The organism is Arthrobacter sp. MYb229 (assembly GCF_002975405.1).
In the GTDB taxonomy this organism is placed as follows: domain Bacteria; phylum Actinomycetota; class Actinomycetes; order Actinomycetales; family Micrococcaceae; genus Glutamicibacter.
The window spans coordinates 365,739-379,752 of sequence record NZ_PCPS01000001.1; the positions used below are offsets into that span (position 1 = coordinate 365,739).

Genomic DNA, 14,014 nt, shown 5'->3' on the forward strand with positions numbered 1-14,014 from the left:
GGAGCAAGTGATGAACAGCATCGAGCCATCCTTCGACCGGTACACCAGCGGCACCCTGCGCGATCGGGTCTTCGCCGCGCTGCGCAGCGCGGGAGTGAATCCGCAGGCCTTCAAGCCGGCTGAGCTGCGCGAGGCGGACCATTTCCACACCGGCGGGCTGCAGGCGACCAGCTTCGTGGCAAATTCCCTCGAACTCGGCGCGGGAACCCGGGTGCTCGACGTGGGCGCCGGCCTGGGCGGACCGGCGCGCTGCTTCGCCATGCGCGGCGCCCTGGTCACCGGGGTGGACATCACCGCCGAATTTGTGGACCTCGCCCGGGAGCTGGACGCGAACTGCGCGCTGGATCGATCGATCACCATGCTGCGGCGCCCGGGGCACGACACCGGGTTGGCCGACGCCAGCTTCGACGCGGCGGTGCTGATGCACGTGGGCATGAACCTGGCCGACAAGCCTTCGGTCTTCGCGGAGGTCTGGCGGCTGCTGCGCCCCGGGGCGGTCTTCGGCATCTACGACCTGATGGGCACCAACAACCTGTCCTACCCGATGCCGTGGGCCGAGCGGGCCGAGGCCTCCTTCGTGGAATCCGCCGCGGACTACGCCGGCGCGCTGGCCGATGCCGGGTTTGCGGTCACCGGGCAGGTCGAGCGCACCGTGGAGGTGCTCGAGGTGCTCGAGGTGCTGGAGCAGATGCGCGGGGCGCTGACGGCGGGATTCGACCCGCTGGCCACCCCGCTGGTCCTGCGCGAAGACGGCCCGGCGGCCATGGCTAACCTCAGCGCGGCGATCACCTCCCGGCAGCTGGTCCCGCGCCTGATGCTCGCAAGCAAGCCGGGGGACCGGCCCGCATAGCACCCGGTTTCCCTGCGCGGAGGCTTATCCACAGTCCGCGCACCGCAAGCCCACCCCCGTTTGTTCGCGGGCATACTCGAACCCATGAACACCACCGCCCTCGGGGACACCCTCAGCCAGCTGGACCGGGAGCTCACCGAGCTCACCGGCCCGAGCGCCCCGAACCTCACAGGCACTAGCCTGCGGGCCCTGTTCACCGGCACCACACAGCTGCTCAGCACCCTGCGCGAACACCTGGCCGGCACCGAGGACCCACGCCTCGCCCTGGAACTGGCTTCTGCCGGACAAGCGCTGGCCGATGAAGCCGCCCGCATGCGCGTGACCGCCGCGGACCGCCTCGCGGCCACCAACGCCCACACCCTCCACCCGGACGAACTGGACGCACTGCGTACCACCGGCGCCGACACCAGCCGGGACGCGCAGCGCTGCACCGGAAGGCCCAGCTTCCTGGACCCCGCCGCCCTGCTCGCGTCTTGGCTGCACCTGCCATACACCGAAGCGGCCACCCTCATCCAGGACGCCAGTGACCTCATCGGCCGCCGGAACCCGGCAGGCCAGTCGGTCCCGCCGCGCTTCACCCACCTCGGCGCACTGTTCACCACCCCGGACCCCACCAGAACCCCGGTCCTGCATCCGTCCCTCGTGCAGGAGACCAGCCGCAAACTGGCCAAACGCGAACCGAAGGACCTGACCTTCGAAGGCACCGGCACCGAACCAACACTGCGCCATACTGACGGGCGGGCGGTGGAAGAACACGCCGCCGACGTGCTGCGCGGGGCGCAGAGCGTGAAGGAAGCCGAGAAGCACGTGACGAAGCTGATCAGCAGCGCCGCCACCACGCCGGGCACCGCGACCAAAGCGTCGGTGCGGCGCGGGTTGTATGCGTTGCCGGTGCGCAATGCGCTCAGCCGGGAGTTCCTCTTGCGGGTGAGCACGCTGGAGGGCGAGGTGCTCGATTCGTTGATCGCGCAGGCCAATAATCCGCGCACCCGGGTGGGGCAGGCGGTGCGCACGAACCCCGGTGCCCCTGCACCGTCCCACGACGAAGCAGAAGCATCCGGCACCACCGAGCCGACCAGCGGCGAACAAAACGGCACCGACGAGGATGAAGACGCTGCGTCGGCCGTGGATCCGAGCATTCTCGAACCGGCCGTACCGGAAGCCACCACCGAACCTAACACCGCCAGTTCGGGCTTCCCGGATTTCCTTCCCGAAGGCGTGGGCAACGAAGCGCGCTGGGACCCCGAAGAGACCGAAACCATCGCCACCGTGCCCGAGCGGGCGTTGAACGCGCTGCTGGACATCCTCACCACCACCACCACCACCACCACTGCTGGTGGAGGGGCGCGGATCCGGCCCGAGGTGATCGTGCATCTGAAGTTGGAGAACCTGCAGGATTTGGCTGCCGGGGATGCGCGGACCGCGCACGGGGTGCATCTGCCTCCCGGAGAGCTGAGACGGCTCTTGTGCCAGGCCGAGATCATTCCGGCGGTGTTCAATTCGAAGAGCGAACTGCTTGATTATGGCCGGGCCCAACGGATCGTGCCGGTGAAGCTCAAGCGGGCGGTGCTGGCCCGCGATGGCGGGTGCATTGTGCCCGGGTGCACGGAGCCGCCGGAGAAGGTGGAGTTCCACCATATTGATCCGTGGTGGAAGGGCGGGGAGACGAAGCTGGGCAATTTGGGGGCTTTGTGCCGGGGTGCGCATATGGATGCCGATGCGGGGCGGATCCAGGTGGTGTTGGTGGATGGGTTGCCGCATGTGATTTTGCCGAAGCATGTTGATCCGGAGCAGCAGCCGCGGCGTAATACGTATTGGGACTAGCCACTGGTTAGCGGGAGAACTCCGCCCACCGCGCGGGGCACACCACCGGGGGAGCCAATGCGGAACGCCAAGCTCCGCGCGTCGAGGGGATGAAAGCGGGAGCCGCGCCCACGTAGAATGAAGGCACGGCGGCACCCACCGGTGCGCGGGAGCTACCCGCCTGCGCGTATCCGTGAACGAAGGACATTATCTTGGCACAACCCGCGAATCTGAAGAAGCTCGCCCGCGAACGCATGGAACGTACCGGGGAGAGCTATACGACCGCGCGCAAGAACATCCTGACCGACAAGCCCGAAGGTCCCAAGGCCGTGCGCGCCGCGGCCGCCCGGAACTACGCCAAGGAAGCACGGGATGCCAGGGCGGCAGAGAAAACCGGCAAGAAGCCCAAGCCGGCCCCTGCGCCAGCACCGGCCACCTCACCGGAGGAGGAGCTTCCCGAATACCCGGCTCCGACCGACGTTGTGCAGTACGACGCGGGCCTCTGGCATCGGGTGTTCACCCAGGCCGGAGTGACCAATCCAGCCACCGGTGAACCGATGAGCGAGGCCCTGCTGGCCGGTCTGGCCGGAGGCATCGGCTTCATGGTCTTCACCTTCGAGTACGAAGAGGTGACCACCGCAACCATCGTGACCCGCGCACACCCCGAGCCGTACACGCAGAACCTGCTCACCCGCAGCGGGGCGAAGGTCAACGAACGCACCACCGGTTCGGCCGAACGCGCCGCCGAATACCTGGACCACGCGCTGGACGCCGGACGCGCGGTAGTCGTGCGCGTGGCCGTCGGCGCCCTGCCCTGGATCGAATCCAGCGAGGTCGACGAGGCCGAAACCATCGACCTGGCCATCGTCGGCGAACACGAGGATGACCTGCTCGTCGACGACGGATCGGGCTCGCTGATGCCGATCAGCCCGAGCGACCTGGCCGCCGCCCGCGCCAAGCGCAAGAAGGAAAAGCACTGGCAGGCGTGGATCCCTTCGCGCCGTTCGCCCAAGCTTGAAACGCTCACCGCCAATGTGCTCGAGGCGATCACCGAAACCAACGGCCGGCTGCTGGGCACCGCCGAGCTGAAGGGGATCCCGGTGCATTTTGCCAACCGCTTCGGCATCGCCGGCATGCACACCTGGGCCGAACGGCTGCGCGACACCAGCACCAAGAAGGGCTGGACGCAGATCTTCGCCGATCCGCAGCGCTTGAGCGCGGGGCTGGCCCAGCTGCACGGTTTCATGACCGATACCCGCTTCGGTGGATTCGGCGGCCTGCGCGGGCTCTACGCGGACTTCCTCGACGAATGCGCGGAACTTCCCGGCTTGGAACCGCTGGCGGAACACTCCGCTGATTACGCGCAGCTCAGCGCCGACTGGATCGACCTGAGCGAAATGATCGATCCGGACGTGGATCCCGAAGCCCGCAGCGAGCTCTTCGGGCGCATGGCCGATCAGATGGAACGCATCGCGCAGGCCGAGGAACGCGCCGCCACCGCCCTGGCGGGCACCCTGGCCACGCTGAATCCGGCTGGCTAAGGCTGAATTCGCCTGCCCCGGCGCGCGGATCGCGGTGAGCTTGCTCACCGCTTTCTCCCGGAATCACGCCCCGTGCCTGTATTGGTGCGGGGCGTGCCGTGCGAGATAAAGCGGGAATCTGCGCGGAACTTGGTAACCTTGTCTGGTGAGTAACGAGATTGAGATCGGCCGTGGCAAGCGGGCCACGAAGGCATATTCCCTGGACGACGTAGCGATCGTACCGAATCGCCGCACCCGTGATCCCAAGGACGTTTCGGTGTCCTGGCAGATCGACGCCTTCCAGTTCAACACCCCTATCCTGGGCGCACCGATGGATTCGGTGACCTCCCCGGCCACCGCCATCGCGTTGGGCAAGCTCGGCGGCCTGGGCGTGCTGAACCTCGAAGGGCTGTGGACACGCTACGAGAACCCCGAACCGGTGCTCGCCGAAATCGCTGGGCTGAAGTCCGAGGCGTCGGTCCGCAACGATTCGAAGATCACCGCGAAGCTCCAGGAGCTCTACGCGGCACCGATCCAGCCGGAGCTGATCAGCTCCCGGCTCTCCGAGATCCGCGACGCCGGCGTGGTCGTGGCAGGCTCGCTGACTCCGCAGCGCACCCAAGAGCACTACAAGACCGTGCTCGATGCCGGCGTTGACATCTTCGTCATCCGCGGCACCACGGTCTCTGCCGAGCACGTCTCGCAGACCACCGAACCACTGAACCTCAAGCAGTTCATCTACGAGCTCGACGTCCCGGTCATCGTCGGCGGCGCGGCCGGCTATACCCCGGCCATGCACCTGATGCGCACCGGCGCGGCCGGCGTGCTGGTCGGCTTCGGCGGCGGCGCCTCCTCGACCACCCGGCGTACCCTGGGCATCCACGCTCCGATGGCCACCGCCATCGCCGATGTGGCAGCGGCCCGCCGCGACTACATCGAAGAGACCGGCGGACGCTACGTGCACGTGATCGCCGACGGCGGCCTGGGCAACTCCGGGGACATCGTCAAGGCGGTCGCCATGGGCGCCGACGCGGTGATGCTCGGTACCGCCCTGGCGCGTGCCGAAGAGGCTCCCGGCGCCGGATTCCACTGGGGCATGGAGGCCGTGCACGAGGCCAGCCCGCGTGGTGACCGCGCGCAGATCGGCACCGTCGGCACCCTGGAGAACGTGCTCTTCGGCCCGTCCCACGAGACCAATGGCACCTCCAACCTGGTCGGTGCGCTGCGCCGCTCGATGGCCACCACCGGCTATTCGACGCTCAAGGAATTCCAGCGCGTCGACGTGGTTCTCTCGCCCTACGAGTCGGACCGCTTCTAAGCTCCTTGCACCGCAGTCCCGCCACGCCGATCCCCGGCGCGGCGGGACTGCGGCGTTTAACCTGCCCTTCAACGAACGAGGATGCGAGATGGTTCCCGAAGTGCGCAAGCTATCGGGTTAGGCCAATCTCACCCCGTGCCCAGTGGAACTTCTACAAGCAATCGAAGTACGGTTAGAGTGTGCTGAAAACCGCTCTGAAACCCAAATGGATCGCCGCATTGCTCGGTGCGTTGCTCGTGGCCACCGGATTTGTGGCCCTTTCGGGCTGGCAATTCGGGGCTTCCTCCACCGAACCGGCCGTCAAGATCGACGAAACCGAGGTTCCGGTCCCGCTGACCGAGCACTACACCCCGGGCGTGGAGATGCTAGGCACCAAATCGGATCAGATCGTCACCTTCTCTGGCGAATTCCTTCCCGGCACCGACGTGCTGGTCGAGGGCCGCGTGGACGATGACCGCCTCGGCAGCTGGGTGGTAACGGCCTTCGCCGTGGACGGCGCACCGGATGGCGAGGCGATGGCCGTGGTCCGCGGCTGGCAGCCGGAAACCGGCACCCCGTCCGCGGCTCCCGAGGGCTCGGTGGAAATCACCGGGCGCCTGCTGCCGCCGGAAGGCCCGGAGCTGAACCATGATGTGCGCAACCCGGCGCTGGCCACCCTGTCCACCGCGCAGCTGGCCAACATCTGGGACCAGAACCTGTACTCCGGGTTCGTCACCGCACATGCACTGAGCGTCGACGGCCAGCCGGCTAACCAGCCGGGCATCGATGCGATCTACGTCGGTCCGCAGCCCCAGGAGCCGCAGATCAACTGGCTGAACGTCTTCTACGGCATCGAATGGGTCGTCTTCGCCGGTTTCGCATTCTTCCTCTGGTACCGGCTGGTGCGCGATGATTACCAGCGCGGCATGGACGAGATCGCCGAAGCCGCCGCGCAGACCGCCGCCCGCGAGAAGCACCTAGAGAACTAGCCCCCACCTCCCACCTTCGGAAAGGACTCCTTGCAGATGTCCAGCACCACTCCCGCCGCCCGCCCCCGCAAATTCGGTGGCACCCCGGCCCAGATCCGCTCGGCCGCCATCTTCTACAAGGTGTTCGCCTACGCCACCGGCGTGATGCTGCTGCTGCTGGTGGCGGAAATGATCTTCAAGTACTTCTGGCAGCTGGAGCTGTTTGTCGGCGGCGAATTGCTGGGCGGCACCGCCAACACCATTTCGATGCTCAACCGCGCCGAAATCAGCGGGGGAGTGAACATCTCGCTGGGCATCCTGATCGTGCACGGCTGGATGTACGTGGTCTACCTGTTCGCCGACTTCCGCCTCTGGTCGCTGATGCGCTGGCCATTTAGCCGCTTCATCACCATCGCCCTGGGCGGGGTGATCCCGTTGCTCTCCTTCTTCACCGAACGCACGGTGCACGCCGAGGTGGACGCCGAGCTGGCTGCCCACCCCAAGGCCGCCAAACGCTACTAGGCTGCTCTGCTTCATCCCCGTCACGCATCGCCGTGGCGGGGATTTTTGCTTCCCGCGCCCGATGCGTGCGCGCCGCCTTATGCTCCGGGTGACGCTGATGACACGTCATGCGCTATTTCGCGCCCGGCGAACCGCGTAGACTAGAGCTCGTGACTACTGCTCCCCTCACCCCAGAACATAAGCCGGTTCTGGTCGTCGACTACGGGGCCCAATACGCGCAGCTCATCGCTCGCCGCGTACGTGAGGCCCGTGTGTACTCGGAGATCGTTCCGCACACCCTGTCCACCGAAGCCATCCTGGCCAAGAACCCTGCAGCGATCATCCTCTCCGGTGGTCCCTCCAGCGTTTACGCCGAGGGTGCGCCGAGTGTTGGTGCAGACCTCTTCGAAGCCGGTATCCCGGTCCTCGGTATTTGCTATGGCTTCCAGGCCATGGCAAACGCTTTGGGCGGCACCGTCGCGGAGACCGGCCTGCGCGAATACGGTTCGACCCAAACCACCTTCAACGGCGATGCCCGTTCGCTGCTCGCCGGTGCCGAAAAGGCACCGAACGTGTGGATGAGCCACGGCGACTCCGTCTCCGAGGCACCTGCAGGCTTCGAGGTGCTCGCCACCACGGCAGGCGCCCCGGTCGCCGCCTTCGCCAACGAGGCCAAGCGCCTCTACGGCGTGCAGTGGCACCCAGAGGTCAAGCACTGCGAGTTCGGCCAGGACATCCTGGAGAACTTCCTCTACAACGGTGCGGGCCTGAAGGCCGACTGGACCGCCGGCAACATCGCCGAGGAGCAGATCGAGCACATCCGCACCCAGGTCGGCGACGGCAAGGCCATCTGCGGCCTGTCCGGCGGCGTTGACTCGGCCGTGGCCGCAGCCCTCGTGCAGCGCGCCATCGGCGACAACCTCACCTGCGTGTTCGTCAACCACGGTCTGCTGCGCGAAGGCGAAGCCGAACAGGTGGAGAAGGACTTCGTCGCCGCCACCGGCGCGAAGCTCTACATCGCCGACGAACGCGAACGCTTCTTGACCGCGCTGGACGGGGTCACCGACCCGGAGACCAAGCGCAAGATCATCGGCCGCGAATTCATCCGTGCCTTCGAGGCCGCGGAGATCGCGATCCTGAAGCAGGAAGCGGGCAAGGGCGAACCGGTCAAGTTCCTCGTCCAGGGCACGCTGTACCCGGACGTCGTCGAATCCGGCGGCGGCGAAGGTGCCTCCAACATCAAGAGCCACCACAACGTCGGCGGCCTGCCCGAGGACCTGGACTTCGAGCTTGTCGAGCCGCTGCGCACCCTGTTCAAGGACGAGGTCCGCGCCGTGGGCCGCGAGCTCGGCCTGCCCGAGGAAATCGTGGGACGCCAGCCGTTCCCCGGCCCGGGACTGGGTATCCGCATCATCGGTTCGGTCAATGAGGAACGCCTGACGCTATTGCGCAAGGCCGACGCCATCGCCCGCGCCGAGCTGACCGCAGCCGGACTGGATGAGGAAGTCTGGCAGATGCCGGTCGTCCTGCTCGCCGACGTGCGCTCGGTGGGTGTCCAGGGCGATCACCGCACCTACGGCCACCCGATCGTGCTGCGCCCGGTCTCCTCCGAGGATGCGATGACCGCAGACTGGTCGCGCCTGCCCTACGACCTGCTCTCGAAGATCTCGAACCGCATCACCAACGAGGTGGACGGGGTCAACCGCGTGGTACTGGATGTTACCTCCAAGCCACCGGGAACCATCGAGTGGGAGTAATCCCACAGCACTAGCTGGCACGGGTCCGCCCGTGGCCGCCAAGCGGAACCGCCTCACCTGCAGCGCCCCTAGGGGACCTTCGGTGAGGTCCGGTTCCGCTTGCCGGGTTTAAAACGTGTTTCGCGCCCCGGTTCTCACCGGTGCGTGCACTACGTTAGGAAGGAGGCGCGCTGTCATTGTGGCGCGCCGTGATGGTCGGTTCAGTGAAGGGAATAACTGTCGTGACTAGTGGCCAAAATGCTGCTGCCGAGCGCGTCGCCACCTGGGTGAAATCCCTGGGCCAGAGTGCCGGCGCCGACACCACCTTGCGATTTGCGCCGTCGATGTCGAACAGCATCGACATCACTCACGCAAATCCATCGGGTTTGGCCCAGTTTCTTGCAGGTCGGCGCACCCGCCTGTCCACCTTGCTGCACGATGCGGAGCAGTTTGCCGCCGCGCGGCGCACCGCACGGGCGCTGAGCGCCAAAACCGCCGAGCTCTGGGAAGAGCGAGGCATCGACGTGGGCTACCTGGCCGCCGGTGTCGCCAATTGGCGTGCCGTGCACGAGGGCAAAAGCGAACCGGTATCCGCCCCGATCATGCTCGGCCGGATCACCCTGACCAAGCACCTGGACCACGACGACTACGACGTGCAGCTGGTAGGCCGCGCGGAGATTTCCCCGGCCTTCGTAAGGCAATTCGAATCCGACCACGAAGCCCGCATCGACGTGGACGCGGTGGACGCCGCCGCCTACTCCATCGCCCGCTTCGACCCGGTCCGCGGCATGGACGCACTGCGCCAGCAGCTCTCCGAGGTCCCCGGCGTGGTCATCGGCCACCGCCTGCTGGTCTCCACCTTCTCCGATCTGATCGACCCGGCCGACCCGGCGAAGCTCACCGGCTCGCACCCGGTGATCGAGGCACTGATCCGCGCCGAGGAAAACGCCGGCGAGCCCGCCGAAGCCGAGCCAGCCGCGCCAGCCGCGCCAGCCAAGGCTCCGGCGGACGCGGACTCCGAGACGCCAACCGAGGCGGAACCCGAAGGCAAAACCGAGGAGCCGGGCGGCTCGCGGCTGCGCCGCGTCGCCAGCCTGATCAAGGACTCCTCCAAAACCCGGCGCTCCGGCGAGCCAATCGCTCCGGCGCCGGGCGGCTCCACCCGCAAGGTGCACACCGGAACCAGCGTGCTGGCCAAGAACAGCGACGAACGCGACCCGGCCGAAGAGCTCTACCTGCTGGACGCCGACGAATCCCAGGCGCGCATGCTGGACTACATCTCCTCGGGCGAATCGGTGAGCATCAACGCCGCCGCCGGCACCGGGGCCACGCAGACCGCGCTGAACGCCGCCGGCCTGCTCGCCGCCCAGGGCAAGCGCGTGCTGGTCGTCGCCGAGCAGCGTTCGGCCGCCGAGGAATTCGTGCGCCGCTTCAACGAACAGCTCGACGCCGGCAGCCTGCTGCTGGAACCCAACGAGGACCCCGAGGCGCTGCGCAACCTGCTGATCCGCGCGATCCTGCGCAACGAACGCGCCACCGAACCGCAGCTGGGCAGCCTGCTGGAAAAGCTGCGCGCAAGCCGCAATGCGCTGCACGAGCACGTCAAGTCGCTGCATTCGGTGCGCAGCCGCTGGGGCTGCTCGCCCTACCAGGCGATGCAGGAGCTGGCCCGGCTCACCTCGCTGGACCCGGCCCCGTCCACCACCGTGCGGCTCAAACGCTCGGTGCTCGACTCCATGGGCCAGCGCGGCCACGTCGCCGCGCAGCTCAAGCGCGCCGCGCAACTCGGCGCCTTCTCCAAATCGCACACCACCAGCCCCTGGTTCGGCGCGCCGCTGCGCAACCAGGAAGCCACCGAGCAGGCGCTCACCCTGGCCAGCGGGCTGGGCCGGGACCTGCCGATCCTGCACGAGCACATGCAGAAGATCGCCGCGCAGTCGCAGATCCGCCTGGAGGACAGCTACGACAAGTGGGGGGACCAGCTCCAGCTGCTGGTCGCCGTGCGCGGTTCGCTGGACAAGTTCGAGGCGGACATCTTCGAAGGCGAGATCGACGACCTGATCGCCGCGACCGCCTCCAGCGCCTGGCGCCGCGAGCACGGGGTGGAGATGGGTTCCATCGTCCGCTCCCGGCTGCGCAAGATCGCCAAGGAGTACGTGCGCCCCGGCATGCATGTCTCCGATCTGCAGGCGGCCCTGCAGGCGGTCTCCGTCCAGCGCGACGCCTGGCGGACCTACGCCACCAGCCAGCGGAACCCCGCGGTTCCCGGCGGGCTGCTGGATGTGGAAGCCGGATACCACGACGCCGGCGCGCGGATCGACAAGCTCGCCGCGGTGCTGCCGGCCCAGCTTGGTGCGCGGCTGCGCGAAATGCCGATCGCCACGCTGCTGGACACCATCGCCGCGCTGGTGGACCGCAAGGAAGACCTGGCCGAGCTGCCCGAACGCACGCTGATCGCCGAACAGCTCTCCGAAGGCGGGCTCGCGGATCTGCTAGCCGACTTCGCCGAACGGGAAATCGACGCGGACGCGGTGGACGCCGAGCTCGAGCTCGCCTGGTGGCAGTCGGCGCTGGAGGCGATGATCTCCGGGGACGACTTCCTCGCGATGAACGACGGCGCGAAGCTGGAGAAGATCGAGGCGGACTTCCGGCTGGCCGACGGGGCGCATATCGCCTCGGGCCCCTCCCGGATCCGCTGGGCGCTGGCGCGCAATTGGAAGGCCTCGCTGGCCGACCACCGGGCCGCCTCCAAGGCGCTGCGCGGCATCCTGAAGGACGGCACCCCCACCGTCGCCGGCCTGCTCGACTTCGGTCCGGCGCTGGTCAACTCGCTGACCCCGGTCTTCGTTTCGGCTCCGCTGCTGCTGGGCAGCGCGCTGCCGGCAGACACCGAATTCGATGCGGTGATCCTGCTGGAGGCCAACTACCTGACGCTGCGCGAGGTGCTCGATGCGGTGCGCCGCTCCAAGCAGGTCATCGCGATCGGCGATGAGATGCTCGGCGGCCCGAAGACCTTCGAAGTTTCGGTGGACCCCACCGCGCGGCTGAAGGAACGCAAGCCCGGGCTCTCCGCGCTCACCGCGCTGAACCGCGTGCTGGTCACCGGCACCCTTTCCACCGTGTACCGCGGCATCGACGAGGGGCTGGTCGAGCAGCTCTCGAACACCTACTACGATTCGGCCATCTCGCGGCTGCCGGTGGCCGTGACGATCACCGGAAGCAGCCCGCGGCTCACCGGGGTGTACGTGCCCGATGCCACCGGAACGCTGTCCAGCAGCGAGGAGGGCGTGCAGACCACCGCCGCGGAGGTCGCCAAGGTCGTGGACCTGGTCTTCGCGCACTTCGCCGCGCACTCCACCGAGTCGCTCGCGGTGATCGCCTCGAACCGGGCCCATGCCGCGGCCATCGCCGAGGCGATCCGCGTGCAGCTGCCCAACCACAAGTACGCGATGAACGCGCTGCGCTCCAAGGTCGAACCCTTCGTGGTGACCACCATGGACCGGCTGATCGGGGTGCGCCGCGACGCGGTCATCTTCGCCTGGGGCTTCGGGCGGACCCCGCACGGCAAGACGCTGCACGAATTCGGTGCGCTTTCCCGCCCCGGCGGGGAGCAGCTGTTCGTGTCCGCGATGACCCGTTCGCGCAAGCGGATGACCCTGGTGTCCGGGCTGCTGCCCAGCGATGTGGACCTGGACCGGGTGTACCGCGGGGCGCGGCAGTTCTTCGAGCTCTTCGGCCGCGTGCAGGCCGGGGATTCCGGAGTCAGCTCCATGCGCAGCCCGCGTTTCGACGCGCTCGTCTCCGATCTGGCCCGGCGCCTGCGCGAACGCGGCGCGATCGTGGCCGAGGACTACCGCGGGGTGCTGGATCTTTCGGCCCACGCGCTGGATATGGACGGGGCCGGCGCCGTGCGCCCGCTGGCCGTGGTCTACGACGGCACCGAGCACTATGCCGGGCTGACCGTGCGCGAACGCAGCCGGCTGCGCCCGGAATTCTTCGAGAACCACGGCTGGCGCTACGTGCCGCTGTGGACCATCGACGTGTTCACCGACCCTGCCTCGGTCACCGACCGGCTGGCCCGCAGCCTGGAGCTGAGTCCCGCCGCCTCCGCGGCGACGCACACCGGGCCGCGCACCCGGGTGCCGATGGCCCCGCCGGTCTCCGCAAGCTCCGTCACCGCCGACCCGCCGGCCGCGAAGAAACCTGCGGCCAAGCCGGCGGAGCAGCCAGCGCAGAAGCCAGCGCCGAAACCGGCGGCCGCGCAGCCCGCCGAGGAGGCCGTGCCGACTCCCGCGCCGATCCCGGCGCGCGCGGAAGGCGCAGAGCCGAAAACCGACGGGAAATGAGCAAGCAGCCGGCCGGCAAGCCAGCGGGCCGGGTGAAGCGTCCGCGCGTCATCGCCCCTCCCCAGCAGCTGAGCGTCAAGGCCGAACTGACCGGCAGCTATGCGCCGGTGCCCGCCACCGAATCGGTGGATCGGGCGCTGGCCGCAAGCCGGGACGGTTCCGCGCCAGTCGCCGAGCAACCGCAGAACCCGCTGGACGAGCTGCGCGCCAAGGACGATGACCCGCGGATGTGGGGAGAGCCGGACGAGGACCTGGCCGAAGCGATGAAGCGGGACAAGCCGCCGCACTGGGGCTAGTTCACCAGCACCGCGGAGACCTTGCCGCGCGAAACCGCCCCGGCCAGCTCGTCGGAGCGGGCATTGGCGGCGGCGACCACGATGATCCCTTCGCCGGGCGTGCCGGCGGCGCTGAACATTCCCAGCTCTCCGCCGCTATCGCTGCTGGGCACCCAGAGCACCGGCACCGCGCGGGCGATGGTGCGCGAACTGATCTGCTGCTCGAACCCGTCCCCGGTGGTCAAGACGATATCCACCAGCTGGCCCGGATGAATCAGGGTCACCGTCGCCGGATCGCTGAGCCGGATGGGCACCGCGACGGTCCCGGCGGCGGCACCGGTGAGCAGATTCGGCCCGACCAGCAGGTGCTCGCGCAGCACCGTGCCCGCGGGGACCGCCACCGCCAATCGTTGGCCGAGCACCGCGGCCGGCTCGCTGATCACCTGCCGGTCATCGGGAGCCAGCGGAACGCTTTGCACCTCGATCTGCTGCGCGCTCACCGTGCGCCCGGCGGCGATATCCGCCAGCGCGACCACCACCTGGCGCTGGGCCAGCTGCCCGGTGGCCAGCACGTTCAGCGCCGCGGCCAACGCCAGCAGGGTGAAGGCCAGCGCCAACGGTTTGCGGTAGCGGCGGAACAGCTCGCTGCGGCTGCGCGCGGCACGGATCCGGGGCCGCGGAATCACCGGGGTGCGGCGTGGGGATAAATTGCTCATGC

10 protein-coding genes are annotated in these 14,014 nt (G+C 68.1%); 9 read left to right on the forward strand and 1 reads right to left on the reverse strand.

Going from position 1 to position 14,014, the window contains the following annotated elements:
- Positions 1-10 precede the first annotated feature (10 nt).
- The 9 genes from CQ019_RS01725 (at position 11) to CQ019_RS01765 (ending at position 13,317) form a co-directional block, all read left to right on the forward strand.
- Positions 11-850 carry a class I SAM-dependent methyltransferase gene (locus tag CQ019_RS01725; protein ID WP_105568785.1) on the forward strand — a complete coding sequence of 280 codons (840 nt, stop codon included), beginning with the start codon at positions 11-13 and terminating at the stop codon, positions 848-850.
- Positions 851-2,119: 1,269 nt separating this feature from the next.
- Positions 2,120-2,674 carry a DUF222 domain-containing protein gene (locus CQ019_RS18905; protein ID WP_374954782.1) on the forward strand — a complete coding sequence of 185 codons (555 nt, stop codon included), beginning with the start codon at positions 2,120-2,122 and terminating at the stop codon, positions 2,672-2,674.
- A 191-nt stretch (positions 2,675-2,865) separates the two neighbouring features.
- Positions 2,866-4,194, forward strand: coding sequence for a DUF4872 domain-containing protein (locus CQ019_RS01735; RefSeq protein WP_105568787.1), 1,329 nt, complete (start codon positions 2,866-2,868; stop codon positions 4,192-4,194).
- Positions 4,195-4,339: 145 nt separating this feature from the next.
- Entirely contained in the window at positions 4,340-5,491 is a 1,152-nt protein-coding gene (locus CQ019_RS01740; protein WP_105553087.1) for a GuaB3 family IMP dehydrogenase-related protein, read from the forward strand.
- 179 nt (positions 5,492-5,670) lie between these two features.
- Complete coding sequence (locus CQ019_RS01745) at positions 5,671-6,459, forward strand: SURF1 family protein (protein WP_105568788.1); 789 nt, start codon at positions 5,671-5,673, stop codon at positions 6,457-6,459.
- A gap of 36 nt (positions 6,460-6,495) precedes the next feature.
- Positions 6,496-6,960, forward strand: a complete 465-nt coding sequence (locus CQ019_RS01750) for a DUF3817 domain-containing protein (RefSeq protein ID WP_096283031.1) — start codon at positions 6,496-6,498, stop codon at positions 6,958-6,960.
- A gap of 107 nt (positions 6,961-7,067) precedes the next feature.
- Entirely contained in the window at positions 7,068-8,696 is a 1,629-nt protein-coding gene (guaA, locus tag CQ019_RS01755; RefSeq protein ID WP_258133811.1) for a glutamine-hydrolyzing GMP synthase, read from the forward strand.
- A gap of 221 nt (positions 8,697-8,917) precedes the next feature.
- Positions 8,918-13,021 carry a DNA helicase gene (locus CQ019_RS01760; protein ID WP_181148216.1) on the forward strand — a complete coding sequence of 1,368 codons (4,104 nt, stop codon included), beginning with the start codon at positions 8,918-8,920 and terminating at the stop codon, positions 13,019-13,021.
- A complete protein-coding gene (locus CQ019_RS01765; RefSeq protein ID WP_105568789.1) occupies positions 13,018-13,317 on the forward strand; it encodes a hypothetical protein in 300 nt (99 codons plus the stop codon). The genes CQ019_RS01760 and CQ019_RS01765 overlap by 4 nt, the downstream gene beginning before the upstream one ends.
- Here CQ019_RS01765 and CQ019_RS01770 read toward each other — a convergent pair.
- On the reverse strand, positions 13,314-14,012 hold the full coding sequence (locus CQ019_RS01770) for an RcpC/CpaB family pilus assembly protein (protein ID WP_105568790.1): 699 nt from the start codon (positions 14,010-14,012) through the stop codon (positions 13,314-13,316). The two genes, CQ019_RS01765 and CQ019_RS01770, sit on opposite strands and share 4 nt — an antisense overlap.
- Positions 14,013-14,014: the final 2 nt, after the last annotated feature.